Source organism: Pedobacter sp. Leaf250, from assembly GCF_920984735.1.
In the GTDB taxonomy this organism is placed as follows: Bacteria; Bacteroidota; Bacteroidia; order Sphingobacteriales; family Sphingobacteriaceae; genus Pedobacter.
This window is the reverse complement of sequence record NZ_CAKLBU010000009.1, coordinates 23,150-44,383: the sequence shown is the minus strand read 5'-3', so window position 1 is coordinate 44,383 and position 21,234 is coordinate 23,150. Positions and strand designations below refer to the sequence as shown.

Below are 21,234 nucleotides of genomic sequence, written 5' to 3'. Positions count from 1 at the left end.
CGTTAAATCGTTTGTTTAATGCAAATACGGTTAGTTAAACCGCATTTTGATCTAATATTCTTGTTACAACAAAAGCGTAACCCTGTTATAACAGTAAAGTTACGCTTTTATTGTGTTGACTAAAAATAAATTATTGATTGTATTATTTATTAGATATTTTGATATAGTTTTCAATGGCCATTGTCATTGATGGAACACCCGGGGTTGGTGCAGCAATATCAACTATCAAATCCATATCCGCACATGCTTTACTGGTATTTACACCAAATGCGGCAATACGGGTATTATTTTGCTTAAAATTAGGGAAGTTTTTGAAAAGCGATTGAATACTTGAAGGACTGAAGAAGGCAATAACATCATAAAAAACCTCTGCAAGATCGGATAAATCACTTACCACTGTTCTAAAAAGCACAGCTGGAGTAAAATCATAACCACTTTTTTCCAAAAACTTCATGGTATCTTCTGTTGCTACATCAGAACAAGGATATAAAAATTTCTCATTAGCGTGCTTTTTTAACACTTCGGCTAAGTCTGCAGCAGTTTGTTTACCAAAGAAAATCTTACGCTTTCTATATTGAATATATTTCTGCAGATACAGAGCAATAGTTTCAGACAGACAAAAATATTTTAATTCAGCAGGAACATCATATCGCATTTCTTCACAGATTCTAAAAAAATGATCGGCAGCGTTGCGACTGGTAAAAATAACAGCCGTAAAATCGGCTAGGTTGATTTTGTCTTTCCTAAAGTCCCTTGCTGGCACTCCTTCAACATGAATGAACGACCTAAAGTCAACTTTTAAATTGTGCTTTTTGGCCAAGTCGTAGTAAGGAGATTTTTCTGTTTCAGGTTTTGGTAAAGTAACCAAAATACTTTTCACTTTGCGAATTCTAGAGTCGTTCTTTTCTTGCATTTTCCTTTTTCCTGCTACAATCCTATCGTTTTAATTAGTATCAAAATAGGACATATTTCGAGGGCGCAAAAGTACAAAATTAAATGCATTTTCGAAAACTTATTATTAGAAAGTATAGTCACTCCAGCTCTAAGCAATTGAAAAGCGAAAATAACCCCTAACAATAAGACCGCCAATACGATATAAACTTCGCCATATTTTAGCGGCGATAATGCGAAAGAAACCACCAAGGGTATAAAAAGCAGCGACGCATTGAAATAACTTAGGTATAATATGGAGATGTATTCGCCAACTGGTTTTTGAACATTAAATAAGAATCCCAGAAACCTTAAAACAACCAATTTTAGCGCATAAAATAAAATAATGGTTATTGAAATGGTGAAGAAAAACTTAAATCCATCTTTCGCCTGATACATATCCCGCCACTGCGCAACGAGAAAGAAAAACATTCCAAATACAAAACCAAATTGCACAAACAGCAATAAAAATGGCCAGGAACTGAATAGGTTATCTTCTTTATTAATGTTATTTAAAATCCGATTGCTGAAGAATGATTGCACAATTGCTGACAACTGTTTCGCAAATGCATTTTTCAAAATGGCAAAAATGACCAACATGGCAAAAATAAATCCCAGTAAGCCTACATTGCCTTTAGGAATTTGCGAACCCAATTGATATGGATTTGCTTTTCTTTTTAGATGCTCATATTTTTTTTGCCAGGAAATAATATCAAGTGATGGAAAGAGAAATTCCTTTTCAACGCTATCCAGCAAAATGGTTTTATTTAACAAGCTATCGGGCAAGGCCCACGTATGCTTAACAATAGAATCAGTAACAAATTTTTGCCTGGCGAGTGCTGCCGAATCCAATCGATATCTTCTAAATTGAGTTTTAACAACCGATGCAGAATCAGTATTATTCGAAATTTCTTGTGCAAACAAAAAATTGGCCGACAATAAAATTGCGAATAAAATGATAATAAACTTCGGCATGTAGTGAATTCAAAATTAAGGAAGCAAAAGTAATTGATTAATCATTGTTTACCTAAAGAAAATAAATGGATATGGAATATGCTGTATCTTTGGCGCAAATGTCCGGTATTTACATCCATATTCCTTTTTGCAAAAAGGCTTGCCATTATTGCGATTTCCATTTCAGCACTTCGTTAAAATATGCCGATGAAATGGTTGATGCCATTTGCAAAGAAATCAGAATGAAAAAAGACAGGATTTCAGGGCATGTTGGAAGCATTTATTTCGGTGGAGGAACACCATCTATATTATCGCAGGAAGCATTACAAAAGATTTTTGATACCATAAATCATACCTTTTCTGTAGATGCTGGCGCTGAAATTACTATCGAAACTAACCCTGACGATTTAACTTCTCAAAAGTTAAAAGAGCTTAAACAACTGCCGGTAAATAGGTTTAGTGTAGGGATCCAATCTTTCTACAACGAAGATTTAATCTGGATGAATAGGGCACACAATGCTGATGAGGCCGAAAATTGTATTAAAAGAAGTCAGGATGCTGGCTTTGAAAATCTGACGATTGATCTTATTTATGGCTATCCACTTTTAACGGATGCGAAATGGTTAAGCAACATTAATAAGGCAATCGAACTAGAAGTACCACATATTTCTGCCTATGCATTAACCGTTGAACCAAGAACAGCTTTGGCTCATGCCATTAAAAATAAAAAACAAACCCAGGTTAGCGATACTCAAAGTGCAGAACAGTTTGTTATTTTAATGGGGAAATTAATGGCTTCTGGTTTCGAACATTATGAAATATCAAACTTCGCAAAGCCAGACCGCTACGCCATTCATAATACAAATTATTGGAAAGGTATAAACTATATTGGTATCGGGCCATCGGCACACGGATTTGATGGACAAAACAGATATATGAATCCAGCGAATAATGCAAGCTATATGGAAAAACTGGAGAGCAATAAGCTAGCAGAAACCGTAGAGGAGCTGAGTTTGAATGATCGATTTAATGAGTATATCATGACATCATTAAGAACTATGTGGGGAACGGATTTGAATAAAATATCAAACCATTTCGGAAAAGAGTTTTTTGAAGAAACCAAAAAAAATCTTCGCAGTTTTGAAGATAAGGATTGGTTGATTTTTGAAGAAGAAAAGATTAAATTAAGCCAGAGCGGAAAACTATTTGCAGATCATATTGCATCAGAAATGTTTATTATTAATGATTGAATGATTTTTAAATAGAGAATAGCAAGCAGCATTGTTAATCACATTTTAATTTCTCAATAATTTAAATATGTCACAAATTGTTTGGATAACAGGCGCATCTTCAGGAATAGGAGAAGCTTTAGTTTACGAATATTTTAAAGCTGGAGATAAACTCATTATTTCGGGTCGCAATCGCGATGAATTATTTCGGGTAAAGGGGAATTGTCAAAATTCTTTTAACGTACATGTATTGCCTTTCGATTTGAGCGAAACCTCATTATTGGAAAGTAAAGCAGAAGATGCAATTAAAATCTTCGGCAAAATTGATCTGCTGATTAACAGCGGCGGGGTAAGTCAGCGAGGTCTGGCTTTGGAAACTGATTTAAAAACCGAGCAGCAAATTATGGACACCAATTTCTGGGGAACAGTTTCGTTAAGCAAATCTGTTTTACCCTCAATGATAAAAAATGGCGGAGGACAAATCGTAATTGTGAGCAGCTTGGTCGGGAAATTCGGCACCAAACTAAGATCAGCATATTCAGCTTCCAAACATGCTTTACATGGGTATTTCGATTCGCTCCGATCAGAAGTTTTTGATAAAAACATCGACATTACCATTGTTTGCCCAGGATTTATCAAAACAAATGTAACCTATAATGCACTAACTGGCGATGGGAAACCTCTGAACATTATGGGTGATGCGCATGAAAAAGCGATGTCTCCTGCAGAATGCGCTAAACAAATGGTCAAGGCTATTCAAGCAAAGAAAGAAGAAGTTTATATTGGTGGAAAAGAAATCAAAGCCATTTGGTTGAAACGTTTTTTCCCAAAAATTTTCTCTAAAAAGGTTCGCGAAGCAAAGGTAATTTAACTAATAACATCTTATAGATAGTAATCTTCAGCATATTTAAGTATAAACCTTTCAGTTTTTACGCGAAAAAGTACCTGATATCGAATGATTGTATGAAAATATTTGATTTAAATTTAAATTAGATCTGGCAATTAAGCCGGGAAAAGTTATGGATGACACTTTTTCCCCCTCGGATGAGTGGATAATAAACCAAACAAATGATATTCCCCATTAATTGATAAATTACTGGGGAATTTTTGTTTTAGCGGGAATCTAATTAACCATTTATCATAAAATCCTATTATAATTCAAATTGTTATCTGTATACGATTTAATCGTTATAGGATTTTTATGTCAGCGGTATTTCACGTTTTGAGCTTTATAAGTTTTGCAATCAATAACTGATTAATTTTGGTCTTGTAATAAAAATTATTCAGTACATAGATTTAAAATCGAACATGCATCCCAACATTTTAAAAATCCAGAACAACATCGAGTCTTTGAGGCAGCAAATCATAAATCATAAAGTTTATTCTGCTATAAGCGAGCTAGAAGATCTTCAGGTTTTTATGGAACACCATGTTTATGCCGTTTGGGATTTTATGTCGTTGCTTAAAGCTTTACAAATAAAACTTACCTGTACCATTTTACCTTGGTTTCCGGTTGGCGATGCTGTTACCAGGCAACTGATTAATGAAATTGTTGCCGGTGAAGAAAGTGATGTAGACGCCGATGGTAACATTAAAAGCCACTTCGAATTATACTTAGATGCAATGGCTCAATGTGGGGCCAATGTTTCACCAATAAAAAATTTCCTGGCTTCATTACAAAAAGGTAGAGATTTCGATATGGCGTTTGAACTTGCACAAGTTCCGCCTTCGGCGAGGGATTTCGTTCGTTCTACTTTCGAAACCATCAATAGCGATAAAGCACATTTACAGGCAGCAAGTTTTACTTTCGGTCGCGAAGATTTAATTCCGAATATGTTTTTTAGCATGGTTAACGACTTAAATAGTACGCAACCTGATAAGGTTTCTATTTTTAAATATTATCTGGAACGTCATATTGAAGTAGATGGAGATCACCACAGTCATTTGGCCTTATCAATGACAGAAAAACTTTGCGAAAAAGATGAAGGTTATTGGGCAGAAGCTGAAGAAACAACTAAGCAGGCTTTGCAAAAACGCATCGATTTATGGGATGCAGCTTACGCCGAAATTGCAGGCAGAAAAGTATTGGCTTAGCGTTAACAGAACATCAATATAATGCTAATTCAGAATTAAGTAAATTGCGTCACATTTGATTAGAGATATATTATTTGTAAAATAAAATTTACACATTTGTTGTTCGGCAACAAATAACCGATTTAAAACGCATGAGTTTCATATTAAAACCTGTAGATATCGTCGAGAATATTACTCCCGAAGACTTCAAAAAAAAATATTTGAAAACCAAAAAGCCGCTAGTAATCAGAGGCCTCACCAAAGATTGGCCGGCAAGAGAAAAATGGACTACCGAATATTTAAAAGAAATTGGTGGCGATTTAGAAGTTCCTTTATATGATAATTCTAAAGCAGATCCTTCAAAACCAATCAACGCCGCTACAGCACACATGAAATTCGGCGATTATCTGGATTTAATTAAGCGTGAACCAACTGAATTGAGAATCTTTTTCTTCAATTTATTTAAAAAAGTACCAAGTTTGATTAATGATGTAAAAATCCCTAAAGATTTGATGGGTGGTTTTATCGAAAGTATGCCTGCTATGTTTTTTGGCGGTTCTAATTCGGTAACATTCTTACATTATGATATCGATTTACCGCATATTTTCCACACCCATTTTGGCGGAAGAAAACACATTGTTCTTTTTGATAACAAATGGAAAGACAGGTTATACTGTTTACCAAATGCCACTTATGCTTTAGAAGATTACGATGTTGCAAACCCTGACTTCGAAAAATTCCCTGCTTTAAAAGGTGTAGAAGGTTACGAAGTTTTCTTGGAGCATGGCGATACCTTATTTATGCCAACAGGCATGTGGCACTGGATGAAATATCTAGATGGATCGTTCTCTTTAAGTTTACGTGCCTGGGATCAATCAATAAGCCGCAAAGTGGCCAGCGTTTGGAGTTTATTTACCCATGGAGCTATCGACAGTTTAATAAAAATGACTTTCAAAGAAAAGTATGCGAACTGGAGAGAAAAGAAAGCAGTTAAAATAGCTGAAAAAGCACTCGCTAAAGGTAGACCTTAAAAAAATATATCCTAAAATTCGTTAAAGAGTTTTACAGGAAAGCAATTTCAGCGGAGCATTCATAAACGATGCTCCGTTTTTTTTTGCTGTTATCTAAATAACTTCGCTATTGTCTAATGAGATATTTAATTCTTTTTTAAATTAGCATTACAAAAATTGATAAATGGAAACTAATATATTAAGCGAAAAACAAAAAATGCTTGCCGGTAAAGCTTATCAGGCTGGCGATGCAGAATTATCAAAAGAAAGATTAAAAGCCCGTGAGATCGTTTACGAGTTTAATCATCTTGCACCAAAATTTATCAAGCAACGCAAAGAGTTATTAAAAAAATTGTTCGGCAAAACAAAAAAGATGTTTTATGTAGAACCACCTTTCCGTTGTGATTACGGTTACAATATTGAAATCGGTGATAATTTTTACGCCAATTTCAATTTGGTGATTTTAGATTGTGCCAAGGTAAGCATTGGCAATAGTGTTTTTATTGCGCCAAATGTAGCCATATATACAGCAGGGCATCCAATGCATGCACATTTACGCGATCAGGAATGGGAATGGGCACAGGAAGTAACAATTGGGAACAGTGTGTGGATTGGCGGAAATGTAGTAATTAATCCAGGGGTAAAAATCGGATCAAATGTAGTTATTGGGTCGGGCAGTATTGTTACCAGGGACATTCCCGATAATGTTTTTGCAGCAGGAAATCCTTGCAGGGTAATTCGCCAGATAACCGATGCCGATAAAGATTTCTATTACAAAGATTTTAAGCTTGGCGAATAGCTTTTCTATCAATCATTTTGCAACAATAAACTAATTTATCATTCGTTAAAGGGTAAAGTAAATGTAGATGAAAAAGCTGTTTCATATTTTGATTTTACTCTTTATTTTCAGCTGTTCTAAGCATAAAGATAGTCCTGAAAATCAGCCTAATCTGCCTGAAGCCTCAAATACTTCTTTTGTAATCCCCATTTTCCCTGATACGCAAGAAGCGGTAACGGGTAAAATGGCCATGTTTGTTAGTCAATGCGATTGGATAGCCAACAAAAGAGATTCCCTGAATATACCTTTAGCACTTCATGTGGGCGATTTGGTAAATTTTGATACCATTCCTCAATACCAAAATGCAAGCAATATCATGAAACGCCTGGATGATCGCAATGTTCCCTATGTAATTGCTATCGGAAATCATGATACAGGTGCGGTTCTACCCAATAGCGGAAGCGCTGCTCCAGGCAATGTAAATGCCAATTTACGCAATACAACCAAATTTAATTCCTTTTTTCCAATCAGCCGTTTTAAACTTCAAAAAGGTGTTTTTGAGGCTGGTAAAAGCGATAATGCTTTCCATCAGTTTACTGCAGGAGCTAAGAAATGGATGGTTATTAATTTGGAATTCTGTGCCAGAGAAAATGCTGTAAAGTGGGCAGATAGTGTAATTTCCGTTTATCCAGATTATAATACAATCGTGCTAACGCATTATCATTTAACCCCTACAGGAGAAATAAATACAACTAATGCAGGTTACGGGAACATGAAATGTTCGGATATTTTCAATAAATATTTAAAAAACCATAAAAACCTATTGTTGGTTTTGAGCGGCCATGTTTGTTATGCCGCACAGCGCACTGATGTAGGCACTCAAGGAAACACCATTTATTCCATCCTGCAAAATTATCAATGCGAAGATAGTGGTGGAGGATATTTGCGATTACTCCAAATTGATACCAAGAACGGAACCATTTCAGGCAAAATGTTTTCTCCATATTACAATAAAACCAAAACAGATGCTTCCACGCAATTTGTATTCAGCGATGTGAAATTTGTAGGGAATTAATTACATCATTATATATCTCAACTTTAACTGTTATATTTCCAAAGCAAAACATTTGGAAAACGCCGATGGCAAACAGCTTTAAGTTTAATAGTCAGATTAAAACAGGGTTATACGCCGCAGTCGTTGTTTTTCTCGCCTATACCATGATTTTTGGTTTTCGAAAATCATTTACTGTTGCCACTTTCGAAGGCATAACCATTGCCGGTTATAGTTACAAAACCATATTGGTAATTTGCCAGATGCTGGGCTATTTGATGGCAAAATTTTATGGGATCAAGTATATTTCAGAGTTGAAACGTACAGGTCGCGGTAAGATTATTATTGTTCTCACAGCAATAGCATGGTTAAGTTGGTTATTTTTCGCCATTACACCTGTACCTTATAATATCGTTTTTCTCTTCATTAATGGTTTTCCTCTTGGTATGCTTTGGGGTGTGGTTTTCTCTTATGTAGAAGGTAGAAGAAGTACTGACTTTATTGGCGCCACATTAGCTGTAAGTTTCATTTTCGCATCGGGTTTTGTAAAATCTGTTGGATCCTGGCTGAGCATCACTTTTCATTTATCCGAGTTTTGGATCCCTTTTAGTACCGGTTTGGTATTTGCCTTGCCCCTGTTAATATTTGTTTACCTAATGGAAAAAATACCTCCTCCAGATGAGGATGACATAAAACATAGGGCCGATCGGATTCCAATGATTGAAAAGGACAGAAAATTCTTCCTCAAAGAATTCTTCGGAGGTTTGGTAGCCTGTGTTATTATCTATTGTTTTGCTACCATTTTTAGAGATATAAGAGATAATTTTAGCGCAGAAATGTGGAACGAAATGGGATTTGCAAATCAGCCAGCCATATTTGCTAAAACTGAAACGCCAATTACTTTAATTGTACTGGTACTGGTTGGGAGTATGGTGTTAATTAAAAATAATTTTACAGCACTTAAAACTGCACACTATTTTATCATTGCCGGATTTATTATGGCTGGTGCTTGTTCGTTACTCTTTAAGGCAAATTTAATTCAGCCCATTTGGTGGATGACTTGTGTTGGACTAGGGCTTTACATGGTTTACATTCCCTTCAATGCCGTATTTTTCGATCGGTTGATCTCTTCATTTCAATATGCCGGCAATGTAGGTTTCCTTATTTATATTGCCGATTCATTTGGTTATGTGGGCAGTATTGGCGTATTATTAAGCAAAGAAATATTTAAAGTAAAGTTAAATTGGGTAACATTTTTCTCTAACAGCGTGATTATTTTATCAGTAATTGGTTGCCTGCTAACAGTTTATTCTTTATACTACTTCTCAAGGAAATTTATTTCAAATGCAAAGATTTAATCACAGAATCTACTACGCTACAGTTTTCTTTTTTGTCTTTAACATTAACACTGGATATAAATGAGAAGGTTTTGCCATTCAAATTAAATAAGGTAAAACTTCCTTTATTTCGGTTGTTAATCACCCTTGTTTCGAAATCAGCTCTTAAGGCATTTTGCCTTCCAATTACAATTTCCTTTGGCTCATTTAGCATCCCAAATTCAATCTTTCTTTTATTATAACTTGTCCTGGATTGTGCAATCAGATTTTGCATGGTTTCTTCTACACTTACCGAATCAATCGCAGTGATTATGAGGTATGAATCCTTCGAAAATGGTTCTTCATCACTAATGGAAATAAATCTGCTATCTGGAATTCCATCAATGGGGCGGTCTTTTTTAACTTTCCAATACTTTGGCAAATTAAAACTCAATCCATCCTTATGGTAAATAACGGCTTCTTGTTTTTTATGAGATGAATAATTACAGGAAGAAATTGATACGATTAAAATAGATAGATAAACAATGCTTTTTTTCATCCTCAAGAGCTGTGATCTACAATTATTTTCCAAACGCCATCTATCTTCTTGAATAATAATGTATAATAACCTTGTGGCTCATCTTTCTCACGTTTTAAATGCCAGCTTCCTAAAACGAAGGCCACATCTTTATTTAAAAAATCTACTTTTTTGATACCGAAAGTTAACTGACCCATTCCGGCTTTACCAGCATAAGTTTTTTTATAATTATCCAAGGTTTTTTGCCAGCCATAAGTTGGTCCGCTACTGCCAACAAAAAGTAAACTATCACTTTTAACATAACCTTGCATAAAAGTTTCCAAATCTCCTTTGTTCCAGGCCAGTCGTTGGTTTTCAAGCACATTCAGTATAGCTTGTTTATCTTTCGGGGTTTGAGCCTTTGCATAAAAACTGATCACACAGATTAGAAGTGTAAAAATTGATTTTGTCATATTATTTTTAATTTATTGAGATAATTATTTTCTATTATCCATAAATGTAGAAATACATCCTCACCTAAAATAGCAAAAAGCTTTAAAATTTAATTAATATCGTATTTTAATGATGGAATAAGATTTGTGAACTATTTTCAATGAAACTATAATACCAAAAACCGTAACTCATGAACGAATTTTACGAAAAATTTCGCAACAGAACTTTCTTTGATAACCATCCGGAAGCCATCGCAAATCATTTAGATAAGTTTTATCAATCAAGCGAAATCACTGTTTTTCATGAAATGTTAATGCCTGATTTTCATTTGGATGTTTACTTTATTAATTCATCAGAAGATGATTTCAATATCCTTTTAACCTCTGGAATGAGTTTATTGGAAATGACCGTTCGCGAAGGATTAGAAAATCCAGAATTGCATAAATTTGCAGAACTGATGATTCTATTGCCAAAAGAAATCGAGTTTGGAAAGATTTTTCCGAGTGGAAATGAAAATGATTGGATTATTGGAATGCTCAAAGAAACTGCTCGTTTCCCACACCATTACGATACCTGGTTAACGATTGGGCATACCTTACAAGCTACCGCCGATATGGAACCTTATAGTGAAAAAACCGATTATGTAGGTTTGGTTATTTTGCCATCGGTAACTTTTGATGAAGAATTTACAGAGATAAAAATTAATGATGAAGTAATAAACATTTATACGATTTTCCCTTTGTATAAGAATGAGTTGGAGTATAAAATTAGCAATGGCTATAATGCCTTGCTAGATAAATTAATTGAAAAAGATGGTAAAGAAGTTTTTGATAAGCAAAGAGAAAATTTATTAGTTTAACAAATTCTTAATGAAAATTATATTTAAAATTTTATTGGGAGGATTTGTACTCTTTATCATTATTAATTGGGCAACAGCTAGCCTAAGTTACGATGCTGATGGTGCCGACCAATATGGTTTTCCCTTGAACTTCTATACCAAAGTAACTGGCTATCACATAGAAACCAAGCAGGGAAGTACAAGTATTAATTTTAGTCTGATAGCACTTTTAGCAGATGTAGTTTTTGCCTTTGCAGGCAGCTGGCTTATTTTTAAATTGATAGATATGTTTAAAAACAATAATTGAACATCAGTTTTTAATCATGAATTTCCATTTAATGGCATCGAAAAGATTGTGGTTAGAGATACTAAACGGATTATTAGGTTACACCAGTTCAATCATCTGTACAAGAAATAGTGACCATACCATCTCCAAAAGTTTTATCACACAGCTTTTATCTAGTTTGGAAAAGAGCCTAACGCATTGATAGAAGGAAACATTTCAGAGTAACAATTCTTAAAATTGCTACCTTGCGATACATAAATTTATTATGAAAAAAACAGTTGTTGCCATTGGCGAAATATTATGGGATGTTTTTCCCGAAGGAAAAAAGGCAGGCGGCTCAAGCATGAATGTTGCCCTTAATCTACACAAACAAGGTATAAATAGCCAATTTATAAGTGCCATTGGCGACGATGAAAATGGCAAAGAATTAATCAAGTTTCTGGCATCAAAATCATATCCTGCTAATCTAATTCAAACCGGGAATAACCTTCCAACAAGCACTGTTGAAGTAAAATTAGATGAACAACATCACGCCACCTATACAATTGTTGAACCAGTTGCCTGGGATGCCATTGAACTTAAAGAAGAAGCTATTTTGGCGGTAACCAATGCCGATGCTTTGGTTTATTGTAGCTTAACCTGTAGAAACGAGAAAAGTAAAAAAACCATTTTAGCTTTGTTGAAACAAGCAAAACTTAAAATTTTCGATATTAATCTGCGTCCGCCATTTTATACGATAGATACATTGAAAGAACTATTAAATCAAGCCGACATTCTGAAAGTTAACGAACATGAATTGGTTTACTTAAGAGATGAACTTTCGCTAAGTGGAAATACTGATGAGCAGGTTTTAAAACAACTTAGCAATAATTTTACCATCAAAATTATTTGTTTAACTGTCGGGGAAAAAGGAGCTTATGTTTTAAATGACGGCAGGCTTTACCACCATAAAGGTTATGAGGTAAAAGTTGCAGATACCGTTGGTGCTGGCGATTCTTTTTTGGCTACGTTTATTGCCAGCTACCTTCATGGTTTCCCTATGGATACTGTTTTAGACAGAGCTTGCAAAGTTGGCGCCTTTGTGGCCTCGCAACCAGGTGCAAATCCTGATTACGGCGATGAAGTTTTTAATTAAATAGTTTTCAATTGGCAGTTTAAATGATAGTCGTCGGATGAATATAGGGATGATGTTTATATTCATCCGATGACTGATTTTGCATTTTACAGTTCAGCAAACAATCCTATCAACTATTTAAAAACCACTTCAGTTGCACCGTAGCCAAACTTCTCTTTGCGGGCATCCATGTAAGTTTTTATATGCGGGTTTTTACTAATCAGCTTGTGAATTTTATCGCGTAAAGTCCCATTGCCCGAGCCGTGAATAAATACCATTCTATCAAAATGATGAACCACCGCGGCATCCAAAGCATTTTGGAAATAATTCAATTGAATTTGTAAAATCTCATCGGCTTCTAAAAAGTGATGATCATCCCTTAACTTTTCTATATGAAGATCAATTTCCTTTGCGGGCGCATCAACAGTTCTTTTTTCTGCAGGCGACTTAAAAAAACTTTCTTTTAATTTTTGCGCATCAATCGTAACCGGAACTAAATCATCCAATCGGATTAACCAACCTTTGTTTTTCGATTGCGGTAATTCTTTTTGTTCAGTAGAAAAATCTTTAGCCCTAAACTTTTTACGGATTACCAAAGGATCAACTGGTTTTATATCAGCTTTGCTAAAAACTAAAATCTGAAAGGTAAACTCTGGCCAGATTTCTAGATCGGCCAACGATGCCGAATAAATTAAGCTCGATTGATAAGCTTCTACAACGCCGTGAAATAAACCTGAATATTTTTCTTTCTTCTCTGAAGTTAAACTAACCAAAAGCACATTTGGCGACTGGTTTTGAAGATTAAAATGAATCACGTTGCCAGCCTTATTGTTGGTAGCAACTGCGACATAAATCCCATTTTCTATTTTACTGATGGATGGAACATTCACTTGAATAGGCTTTGGCGTTTCAATTTCTTCCGCAACCACACCATGACCGTGCACCGAAGTTAAGTTGCTAACTGCCACCGGAATTTCAAAACCATCTTCATCTGTAACGCCCAAAGTTTGTGCATCAATAATCTTGGTTACATATCCCTCACGTTTTTCATCAACAAAACGAACAAAATCTCCTAGTTTGAATTTCATAACCCCTAAATCCCCTAAAGGGAACTTCTCCTTTCTATAGTTAAGCAACATGCCTAAACAACTTATTATTTACAATGTTTGTGTTTTTCCACCCAGCTTTTCAGCTCTCCTTTTAGGGGGTTGGGGGGTTAATGCCTTGTATCGTTGCCATGGTAAATACTTAGGTAACTTTCATATCTCGAAACGGCAATTTCGCCAGTATTTACGGCTTCAATCACCGCACAACCAGGCTCATTTACGTGCCTGCAATTATTAAATCGACAGTTGTGCGAAGTTTTGAAAATCTCTCTAAAAAAATGGCTTAGCTCCTCTTTCTCAATATCAATTACACCTAATTCTCTAATTCCTGGCGTATCTACTATAAAACCACCTTGTGGCAATTCGAACATTTCGGCAAACGTTGTAGTATGCTGGCCTTTATCGCTCCAATCAGAAACTTCGCCTGTGCGCAAATCTCTATCGGGCAATAACGCATTAATTAAACTCGATTTACCAACACCCGAATGACCGGAAATCAAAGTAATCTTATCTGCAATTAGCTCTTGAATAATCGGGATATTAATGCCTTTCAAAGCCGACACTTCGTAACAAGGATAGCCGATTGCCTGGTATATTTCTTTAAAATCCTGCAGAATTTCCAAACCTTCTTTACTAAACAAATCGAGTTTATTGAAAACTAGAACTGCAGGCACATCATACGCTTCGGCGGTAACCAGAAATCGGTCTATAAAACCTAAAGATGTTCTTGGCGATGCCAGTGTAACCAGCAAAATCGCCATATCAAGGTTTGCAGCAAGTATTTGTGCCTGCTTACTTAAGTTAATCGATTTGCGTATAATGTAATTTTTTCGCGGCAGCAATTCATTTATCAAACCTTGATTACTGTCTTTCTCCAAATCGAATTTTACGCGGTCGCCAACAGCAATCGGGTTAGTGGTTTTAATTCCTTTAATCCTGAATTTTCCTACTATACGGCAATCGTACCGTTCGCCATTATCGGCCAAAACGATATACCAACTCCCCGTAGATTTAATAACTAAGCCCTGCATATTTTGCAACAAAGGTATGAAAAGGATGGAAGATGTTTGCGGGAAATGTGGAAAGCTTGATTGATAATGATTTGGAAAGCAAAACCTGTATTCCTGTTTAATGTTATTCCTGCTGTCCGCTTTATCCCGAAGAAATATCGGGATGCCCGCTCCCATCAGGTTTAAAAAAGAAAAATTGTGCAATGAAACTCAGTTTCCATGCAAGGTTTTATATCTATTTGTTATCCTGAGCTTGTCGAAGGACTAAAGCAAAAGGTCTTCGACAGGCTCAGACTGACAATATTAATATAGATTCTCCTATCTTCGCTTAAAATCACACCTTATGGAAAACTTCAAAATCATCGGCATATCTACAGAAACTTCGAATCAGAATAATCAGGCTGCTTCCGATTTAGGAGCACTTTGGCAAAGATTTTATGCTGAAGAAATTTTCAATAAAATTCCGAATAAAGAAAGTGATGATATTTATGCCGTTTACACCGATTATGAAAATAATTATACAGGCAAATACACTGCTATCATCGGGCAGCGGGTAACCTCACTAAATAATATACCTGACGGTTTAATAGGTAGAGAAATTAATAACGAGAAGCTTTTGAGATATAAAGCAAAAGGTGAAATGCCAAATGCCATACTTGAAACCTGGAAAGATATTTGGGACAATGATATCGCACTATACAGAACTTACAATGCAGATTTTGAAGTATACGGCGAAAAATCTCAACAGGGAGCAGATTCGGAAGTGGAGATTTATATTGGGGTGAGGAGTAAGTTTAGCTCAACTCCAAAAGAACCCCAACCCCAATTTAATTAAACCAGAAGCGGAAATACTTTCTGTTGCATTAATCTAAATAGATTGCAACGTCGTTCCTCCTCGCAATGACGATAATAAGAAAGGAAACGGCAGCCAAAAAGATTGCAGCAAATGGCAGGGCTGCAGCATCCGAAGAACTACTGCAGTACCTTTTCTAATTAATGTTTTAGTCATCGGATGACTATGGTATAATTTTTATATTCATCCGATGAAGATTTTGATAGAAACCACCACGCCCTGCGGGCACCCTTCCTTAAAAAGTAGGGGAATTAAACTCATCGAATAAGATTGCCTCATCACTCTTCCTCCAAACGACAATTTTCCATTATAGTTTTCGGTTCAAATAATGTATTCATTTCATCTCATTAAACGTTTTATTAAAATATTTTCAAATAAAATTTAAAATTGTTTGCAATTAAGAAAAATAATCTGCTACTTTACGGTGTACAAAATACACCAACAGTATGACTTTTAATACTTCAATTATTACAACGATTATTATTACCACCGGGATAAACCAGCGGGGCTAATTTGTTGTAAATTGAATTAACATAAAAAACACAGAAAGCGTCCCGACACAAATCGGGGCGCTTTTTTTTTAAACCAAAACTAAATGAACACGGGCAACAGACCACAAAAATTTACACGCCAGGGTAATTATTTAGTTAAAACCAATATAAACTAATGAAAATATTAAAATTCGGCGGCACATCCGTAGGTTCGGCCGAGAACATTAAAACGCTGCTAAACATAGTAGCCAAAGAAAAATTAGAGAGCAATCCGGTAGTTGTATTATCGGCAATGAGTGGCGTAACCAATTTACTAACCGACATGGCCGAAAGTGCCGAACGGGGTGAAGATTACGACACAGGTTTAAAAGAAATTGAAGCAAAACATTTCGCGGTAATCCGCTCGCTTTTACCGGCGGCAGCACAAAACCCGGTGTTTACCCGTTTAAAAATCTTCTTTAACGAGCTGGAAGATTTATTGCAGGCGGTAACCAACCTTCGCGAATTGAGTTTGCAAACCAAAGATCAGATTTTGAGCTACGGAGAACGTTGTTCATCTTTTATGATTGCACATATCGCATCGCAGCAATTGGCCGAAGCACTATATGTAAATGGTTCGGAATTGATAAAGACCGATAGTAATTTCGGACAGGCAAAGGTAGATACCGAGCTCACTGAAATATTGATTAACGATTTTTACCAATCGAATAAAAGCAAGGTTTTATTTGTTACAGGTTTCATTGCCAGTAATTCAGTTGGCCGTGTAACCACTTTGGGCCGTGGCGGCTCTGATTATACCGCAGCAGTTTGGGGCGCAGCCTTAAATGCAGAGGAAATTGAAATCTGGACGGACGTAAACGGAATGATGACTGCCGACCCGCGTATCGTAAAAAAGGCTTTTTCTTTACCAGAGTTAAGTTATACCGAGGCAATGGAGTTGAGTTATTTCGGGGCGAAAGTAATTTATCCGCCAACGATGATTCCGGCTTTCATGAAGAAAATTCCAATTGTAATTAAAAATACTTTTGAACCCGATTTTTCAGGAACTTATATAAAAAGTGATGTTAAAGCATCAAGCTTGCCAATAAAAGGGATTTCTTCCATTGATCACATCAGCATCATCAATCTTACCGGAAGCGGCATGGTGGGCAAGGCAGGTTTTAGCGGAAGATTGTTTTCTTTGCTTTCCCGCGAACAGATAAATGTGGTTCTGATTACCCAATCTTCATCAGAACACAGCATTACATTTGCAGTTAAACCAACTGATGCTGGTCAGGCAATTTCTTTAATTAAAAAGGAATTTGAATTGGAACTTGATGCCAATAAACTGGCTCTACCGGAAGTAGAAAACAACTTAGCGGTGTTAGCAATTGTTGGCGAGAACATGAAGCGTACACCTGGCATGAGCGGCAGATTATTTAACGCTCTGGGCAGAAACGGTATCAATGTTCGTGCTATTGCACAAGGTTCTTCAGAATATAATATCTCGGTAATTATCAGTGCGGGCGATTTATCGAAAGCGGTAAATGCCGTTCATGATGCTTTCTTTACTGATTTAAAACGTACGCTGAATATTTTCTGTTTGGGTACTGGAAATATCGGTAAAACTTTATTCAACCAATTGAAAGAGCAAATGCCCTTTCTTGCTGCCAACAACGATTTACAGGTTAAAGTTGCTGGAATTAGCAATACGCGTAAAATGATTTTTAAAGCAGAAGGCTTATCGCTCGAAGATTGGGAAAACAATTTAGATACAAACGGTGAACAAGCAGACTTAGCGGGTTTTGTTGAACGTATGAAATCGATGAACCTACCCAATTGCGTTTTTGTTGATAATACTGCCGCAGAATCGCCAATTGAATTTTATCAGGGAGTTTTCGAAAGTAGTATTTCGGTGGTTACCTGTAACAAAAAAGGAAACTCTGCCGATTTCGCTCAATACAAATCATTTAAAGATACTGCCCGCAAATTTGGCGTAGATTTTTATTATGAAACCAATGTTGGCGCAGGTTTGCCAATTATCCGCACATTGAGAGAATTAATGATGAGCGGCGACAAAGTAGCCCGCATCGAAGCCATTTTATCAGGAACAATTTCATACATTTTCAATAATTTTAAAGGCGAAGCAGGATTTTACGAAACCGTTAAAGAAGCGCAGGAATTAGGTTATACTGAACCAGACCCACGCGATGATTTAAACGGAAAAGATTTTATGCGTAAAATGCTAATTCTTGCCCGTGATGCGGGTTATCCATTGGAAGCTGCTGATGTAAAAATCGATAACATTCTGCCTGAAGCCTGCTTAAATGCTACTTCTGTTGAAGATTTCTATTCAGAGTTACAAAAGAATGCCGCTTATTTTGAGGATTTAAAAAATAAAGCTGCAAACGATAAAAAAGTTCTACGCTATATTGGTAAACTAGAAGATGGAAACGTAGAAATCAGTCTGCAAATGGTTGATGATAGCCATCCATTTTACATGCTCTCGGGAAGTGATAACATCATTTCGTTTACAACGGATCGGTACAAATCACGCCCATTGGTGGTAAAGGGTCCGGGTGCGGGTGCAGAAGTTACCGCAGCAGGTGTGTTTGCTGATATTATAAATGTTGGTTCTTTGAGTTAAACAAAATATTTTTCTGTCATGCTGAGTTTGTTTAAGCACTTTTATTAGGTCTTCGATAAACTCAGACTGACAACTCTTATAAACTTAAACAATCACCAAACATCCAGAAACAAAAGATAAATATAAATGAGTTGGCTTAAGGTTTTTAATCCTTGCTCCAACATCATTATTAAAATTATGAAAGAAATAAAAGTTTTCGCCCCTGCAACCGTTGCCAATGTGGTTTGTGGCTTCGATGTGTTGGGTTTTGCTGTTAACGAGCCAGGTGATGAAGTAGAAATGCGTTTAACGGAAACTCCCGGGGTAGTTATTAAAAGAATTACTGGCGATGATGGCCGATTGCCTTCAGATGCTGCAAAAAATACCGTGAGTGCCAGCGTTCAGCATTATTTGCAACACGTTAACCGATTGGATGTTGGTGTTGAAATTGAGCTGCACAAGAAAATGCCAATTGGCAGTGGTTTAGGCTCGAGTTCGGCCAGTACAGTTGCCGGTTTATTTGCCATCAACAAACTTATGGGCGATTTATTAACGCCTAAAGAATTGGTTCCTTTTGCCATGAAAGGCGAAGAACTGGCTTGTGGCTACGGACATGCAGATAATGTAGCCCCAGCGATTTTGGGCGGCTTTGTTTTAGTGCGAAGTTACGAACCACTTGATGTAATTTCTTTACCTACACCTGCGGGGATGTATGCTGCAATAGTTTATCCGGAAGTTGATGTACCTACAAAAGATGCCCGCCAAATGATTCGCAGCAAGGTGCTTTTAAAAGATGCAGTTACCCAATGGGGAAATGTTGCCGGCTTGGTTAGCGGATTATTCATGAATGATTTTGATTTAATTGGTCGCAGTATGCAAGATGTTTTGGTAGAACCAACAAGATCAATATTAATTCCCGGCTTCGAAGAAATGCGAACCATTGCAATGGAAAATGGCGCCATCGGTTTCGGAATATCAGGCTCGGGCCCATCGGTTTTCGCGTTGACAAAAAATGAGGAAATAGCCAAAAAAATAACCAAAGCACAACAATTATATCTTCAAAAAATTAATATTAACAGCAAAGCTTACGTTTCTTCAGTTAACGCTGAAGGGCCGAGAGTATTGTAATTATGTAAAATGGCAGATGGAAAATGGATGATGTGAAAATACATGATCCATCATCCATCTCACCTATTCCATTCTAAAATGAAACTATATTCAACCAACAATAAAGATTTACGCGTTTCCTTTAAAGAAGCCGTTTTTAACAGCATGCCTCAGGATAAAGGCTTGTATATGCCTGTGGAAATCCCTCAATTGGATGCAGAATTCATAGCGAATATTGAAAAATATTCTTTGCAGGAAATTGCATTTAAGGTCGCATCTACTTTGTTGAAAGATGAAATAACAACTGAAGATTTAAAAGCTTTAATTGATGATGCCATTAACTTTGAGGCACCGGCGGTAAAGCTTGATGATAAGACATTTGTGCTGGAACTTTTCCACGGACCATCATTAGCTTTCAAAGATTTTGGCGCTCGCTTTATGAGCCGTATAATGGCATATTTCCTGAAGGATGGCGAACAATTATTAGATGTTCTAGTTGCAACTTCGGGCGATACTGGTGGTGCTGTTGCCTTAGGTTTCTTAGGTGTACCCAATACAAGAGTTACCATTCTTTATCCGGAGGGAAAAGTGAGTCCGATACAGGAATTGCAATTAACAACCAACGGACAAAACATAAGAGCAATTGAAGTTAAAGGTACTTTTGATGACTGCCAGGCTTTAGTTAAACAAGCATTTGCTGATGATGAACTGAATGCGAAATTCCGCCTAACTTCGGCAAACTCCATTAACATTTCGAGGTTAATTCCGCAAACATTTTATTATTTCAACACTTATGCTCAACTGAAAAAACAGGGCTTAAACAATGTAATTTTTTCTGTTCCAAGTGGAAACTTTGGAAACATCGGAGCGGGTTTATTGGCTTATAAATTGGGATTACCTGTTAAACAATTTATTGCTGCAACAAATATAAATGATACCGTTCCACGTTTCCTGGAAAGCGGCATTTACGAAACCAAACCATCAACCCAAACCTATTCGAATGCGATGGATGTGGGTGCGCCAAGCAACTGGGTTCGTATTATGAATTTATTTGGTGATGATGTTGAATCCTTAAAGAAGGTGGTAACTTCCTATCGTTTTAATGATGAAGAAACACTGGTCGGGATTAAAGAAATCGACTCGAGATTTAATTATGTAGCTTGTCCGCATACAGCGATTGCTTACTTGGCTATTGAGAAATTTAGAACCGAAAATCCGAAAGATGATAGTGCGGCAGTGTTTTTATCAACCGCACATGCCTGTAAATTCCCTGATATCTTCCCTGTAGATATTGCTTCTAAAATCGAGATCCCAGAGCAAGTGACAGCATTAGAAAGTTTACCCCAACATGCAGATAATTTAGGTGTAGATTTTGAAGGGTTTAAAAGTTACTTACTGAATAAAGCCTAAAATGTGGATTTCAAATCCACGGTATTGTGGTTGAGATTGCAAATCTCGACCACAATACCGTATGTGCTAGTCGGGATTTGAAATCCCTACCGATGAACTAAGG

Annotated in this window: 20 protein-coding genes; 14 read left to right on the top strand and 6 right to left on the bottom strand. The window is 36.4% G+C overall.

Features of this window, described 5'->3' with window-relative positions; translation table 11 throughout:
* Positions 1-142 precede the first annotated feature (142 nt).
* Together LUA91_RS09770 and LUA91_RS09765 are read right to left on the bottom strand one after the other, a co-directional pair.
* On the bottom strand, positions 143-913 hold the full coding sequence (locus LUA91_RS09770) for a uroporphyrinogen-III synthase (RefSeq protein WP_231425862.1): 771 nt from the start codon (positions 911-913) through the stop codon (positions 143-145).
* A gap of 14 nt (positions 914-927) precedes the next feature.
* Positions 928-1,905 carry a DUF4271 domain-containing protein gene (locus LUA91_RS09765; RefSeq protein WP_231425861.1) on the bottom strand — a complete coding sequence of 326 codons (978 nt, stop codon included), beginning with the start codon at positions 1,903-1,905 and terminating at the stop codon, positions 928-930.
* Positions 1,906-2,003: 98 nt separating this feature from the next.
* On the opposite strand from LUA91_RS09765, the gene hemW reads away from it, so the two are divergent.
* The 7 genes from hemW (at position 2,004) to LUA91_RS09730 (ending at position 9,383) form a co-directional block, all read left to right on the top strand.
* Positions 2,004-3,134, top strand: coding sequence for a radical SAM family heme chaperone HemW (gene hemW / locus LUA91_RS09760; protein ID WP_231426016.1), 1,131 nt, complete (start codon positions 2,004-2,006; stop codon positions 3,132-3,134).
* Positions 3,135-3,201: 67 nt separating this feature from the next.
* On the top strand, positions 3,202-3,984 hold the full coding sequence (locus LUA91_RS09755; RefSeq protein WP_231425860.1) for an SDR family oxidoreductase: 783 nt from the start codon (positions 3,202-3,204) through the stop codon (positions 3,982-3,984).
* Between the two features lie 437 nt (positions 3,985-4,421).
* Complete coding sequence (locus tag LUA91_RS09750; protein ID WP_231425859.1) at positions 4,422-5,207, top strand: DUF3050 domain-containing protein; 786 nt, start codon at positions 4,422-4,424, stop codon at positions 5,205-5,207.
* 131 nt (positions 5,208-5,338) lie between these two features.
* Positions 5,339-6,217, top strand: coding sequence for a cupin-like domain-containing protein (locus LUA91_RS09745; RefSeq protein WP_231425858.1), 879 nt, complete (start codon positions 5,339-5,341; stop codon positions 6,215-6,217).
* 163 nt (positions 6,218-6,380) lie between these two features.
* Positions 6,381-6,995, top strand: coding sequence for a sugar O-acetyltransferase (locus tag LUA91_RS09740; protein ID WP_231425857.1), 615 nt, complete (start codon positions 6,381-6,383; stop codon positions 6,993-6,995).
* A gap of 67 nt (positions 6,996-7,062) precedes the next feature.
* Positions 7,063-8,049 (top strand): metallophosphoesterase, encoded by a 987-nt coding sequence (locus LUA91_RS09735; RefSeq protein WP_231425856.1) that lies wholly within the window; start codon positions 7,063-7,065, stop codon positions 8,047-8,049.
* 65 nt (positions 8,050-8,114) lie between these two features.
* Positions 8,115-9,383: a DUF5690 family protein gene (locus LUA91_RS09730; RefSeq protein WP_231425855.1), complete on the top strand. Its 1,269-nt coding sequence runs from the start codon at positions 8,115-8,117 to the stop codon at positions 9,381-9,383.
* Here LUA91_RS09730 and LUA91_RS09725 read toward each other — a convergent pair.
* On the bottom strand, positions 9,361-9,900 hold the full coding sequence (locus LUA91_RS09725) for a hypothetical protein (RefSeq protein WP_231425854.1): 540 nt from the start codon (positions 9,898-9,900) through the stop codon (positions 9,361-9,363). The genes LUA91_RS09730 and LUA91_RS09725 overlap by 23 nt on opposite strands.
* 2 nt (positions 9,901-9,902) lie before the next feature.
* Positions 9,903-10,331, bottom strand: a complete 429-nt coding sequence (locus LUA91_RS09720; protein ID WP_231425853.1) for a DUF4440 domain-containing protein — start codon at positions 10,329-10,331, stop codon at positions 9,903-9,905.
* Between the two features lie 170 nt (positions 10,332-10,501).
* On the opposite strand from LUA91_RS09720, the gene LUA91_RS09715 reads away from it, so the two are divergent.
* The 3 genes from LUA91_RS09715 (at position 10,502) to LUA91_RS09705 (ending at position 12,570) form a co-directional block, all read left to right on the top strand.
* The gene (locus tag LUA91_RS09715) at positions 10,502-11,170 is read left to right on the top strand and encodes a suppressor of fused domain protein (RefSeq protein ID WP_231425852.1); all 669 of its coding nucleotides are present in this window, start codon (positions 10,502-10,504) and stop codon (positions 11,168-11,170) included.
* A 10-nt stretch (positions 11,171-11,180) separates the two neighbouring features.
* Positions 11,181-11,456 carry a hypothetical protein gene (locus LUA91_RS09710; protein ID WP_231425851.1) on the top strand — a complete coding sequence of 92 codons (276 nt, stop codon included), beginning with the start codon at positions 11,181-11,183 and terminating at the stop codon, positions 11,454-11,456.
* A gap of 244 nt (positions 11,457-11,700) precedes the next feature.
* Positions 11,701-12,570 (top strand): carbohydrate kinase, encoded by an 870-nt coding sequence (locus tag LUA91_RS09705; protein ID WP_231425850.1) that lies wholly within the window; start codon positions 11,701-11,703, stop codon positions 12,568-12,570.
* 113 nt (positions 12,571-12,683) lie between these two features.
* Here the strand turns inward: LUA91_RS09705 and LUA91_RS09700 are convergent, their stop codons facing one another.
* Both LUA91_RS09700 and rsgA read right to left on the bottom strand, forming a co-directional pair.
* Complete coding sequence (locus tag LUA91_RS09700; RefSeq protein WP_231425849.1) at positions 12,684-13,637, bottom strand: Smr/MutS family protein; 954 nt, start codon at positions 13,635-13,637, stop codon at positions 12,684-12,686.
* A 128-nt stretch (positions 13,638-13,765) separates the two neighbouring features.
* Positions 13,766-14,686 carry a ribosome small subunit-dependent GTPase A gene (gene rsgA / locus LUA91_RS09695; RefSeq protein WP_231425848.1) on the bottom strand — a complete coding sequence of 307 codons (921 nt, stop codon included), beginning with the start codon at positions 14,684-14,686 and terminating at the stop codon, positions 13,766-13,768.
* Positions 14,687-15,008: 322 nt separating this feature from the next.
* Between rsgA and LUA91_RS09690 the strand changes: the two genes are divergently transcribed.
* The 4 genes from LUA91_RS09690 (at position 15,009) to thrC (ending at position 21,131) form a co-directional block, all read left to right on the top strand.
* Positions 15,009-15,500, top strand: coding sequence for a GyrI-like domain-containing protein (locus LUA91_RS09690; RefSeq protein WP_231425847.1), 492 nt, complete (start codon positions 15,009-15,011; stop codon positions 15,498-15,500).
* Positions 15,501-16,184: 684 nt separating this feature from the next.
* Positions 16,185-18,635 carry a bifunctional aspartate kinase/homoserine dehydrogenase I gene (gene thrA / locus LUA91_RS09685; RefSeq protein ID WP_231425846.1) on the top strand — a complete coding sequence of 817 codons (2,451 nt, stop codon included), beginning with the start codon at positions 16,185-16,187 and terminating at the stop codon, positions 18,633-18,635.
* A 177-nt stretch (positions 18,636-18,812) separates the two neighbouring features.
* Positions 18,813-19,742: a homoserine kinase gene (locus tag LUA91_RS09680; RefSeq protein WP_231425845.1), complete on the top strand. Its 930-nt coding sequence runs from the start codon at positions 18,813-18,815 to the stop codon at positions 19,740-19,742.
* Between the two features lie 78 nt (positions 19,743-19,820).
* Positions 19,821-21,131: a threonine synthase gene (gene thrC, locus LUA91_RS09675; protein ID WP_231425844.1), complete on the top strand. Its 1,311-nt coding sequence runs from the start codon at positions 19,821-19,823 to the stop codon at positions 21,129-21,131.
* Positions 21,132-21,234: the final 103 nt, after the last annotated feature.

Excerpts from the sequence above, each read along its gene's own strand:
- LUA91_RS09680 (WP_231425845.1), top strand. The coding sequence starts at position 18,813 with ATGAAAGAAATAAAAGTTTTCGCCCCTGCAACCGTTGCCAATGTGGTT.
- LUA91_RS09700 (WP_231425849.1), bottom strand. The coding sequence starts at position 13,637 with ATGAAATTCAAACTAGGAGATTTTGTTCGTTTTGTTGATGAAAAACGT.
- LUA91_RS09725 (WP_231425854.1), bottom strand. The coding sequence starts at position 9,900 with ATGAAAAAAAGCATTGTTTATCTATCTATTTTAATCGTATCAATTTCT.
- LUA91_RS09770 (WP_231425862.1), bottom strand. The coding sequence starts at position 913 with ATGCAAGAAAAGAACGACTCTAGAATTCGCAAAGTGAAAAGTATTTTG.
- LUA91_RS09690 (WP_231425847.1), top strand. The coding sequence starts at position 15,009 with ATGGAAAACTTCAAAATCATCGGCATATCTACAGAAACTTCGAATCAG.
- LUA91_RS09730 (WP_231425855.1), top strand. The coding sequence starts at position 8,115 with ATGGCAAACAGCTTTAAGTTTAATAGTCAGATTAAAACAGGGTTATAC.
- thrA (WP_231425846.1), top strand. The coding sequence starts at position 16,185 with ATGAAAATATTAAAATTCGGCGGCACATCCGTAGGTTCGGCCGAGAAC.
- thrC (WP_231425844.1), top strand. The coding sequence starts at position 19,821 with ATGAAACTATATTCAACCAACAATAAAGATTTACGCGTTTCCTTTAAA.
- LUA91_RS09755 (WP_231425860.1), top strand. The coding sequence starts at position 3,202 with ATGTCACAAATTGTTTGGATAACAGGCGCATCTTCAGGAATAGGAGAA.
- LUA91_RS09720 (WP_231425853.1), bottom strand. The coding sequence starts at position 10,331 with ATGACAAAATCAATTTTTACACTTCTAATCTGTGTGATCAGTTTTTAT.
- LUA91_RS09710 (WP_231425851.1), top strand. The coding sequence starts at position 11,181 with ATGAAAATTATATTTAAAATTTTATTGGGAGGATTTGTACTCTTTATC.
- rsgA (WP_231425848.1), bottom strand. The coding sequence starts at position 14,686 with ATGCAGGGCTTAGTTATTAAATCTACGGGGAGTTGGTATATCGTTTTG.
- LUA91_RS09745 (WP_231425858.1), top strand. The coding sequence starts at position 5,339 with ATGAGTTTCATATTAAAACCTGTAGATATCGTCGAGAATATTACTCCC.
- LUA91_RS09715 (WP_231425852.1), top strand. The coding sequence starts at position 10,502 with ATGAACGAATTTTACGAAAAATTTCGCAACAGAACTTTCTTTGATAAC.
- hemW (WP_231426016.1), top strand. The coding sequence starts at position 2,004 with ATGTCCGGTATTTACATCCATATTCCTTTTTGCAAAAAGGCTTGCCAT.
- LUA91_RS09750 (WP_231425859.1), top strand. The coding sequence starts at position 4,422 with ATGCATCCCAACATTTTAAAAATCCAGAACAACATCGAGTCTTTGAGG.
- LUA91_RS09705 (WP_231425850.1), top strand. The coding sequence starts at position 11,701 with ATGAAAAAAACAGTTGTTGCCATTGGCGAAATATTATGGGATGTTTTT.
- LUA91_RS09765 (WP_231425861.1), bottom strand. The coding sequence starts at position 1,905 with ATGCCGAAGTTTATTATCATTTTATTCGCAATTTTATTGTCGGCCAAT.
- LUA91_RS09740 (WP_231425857.1), top strand. The coding sequence starts at position 6,381 with ATGGAAACTAATATATTAAGCGAAAAACAAAAAATGCTTGCCGGTAAA.
- LUA91_RS09735 (WP_231425856.1), top strand. The coding sequence starts at position 7,063 with ATGAAAAAGCTGTTTCATATTTTGATTTTACTCTTTATTTTCAGCTGT.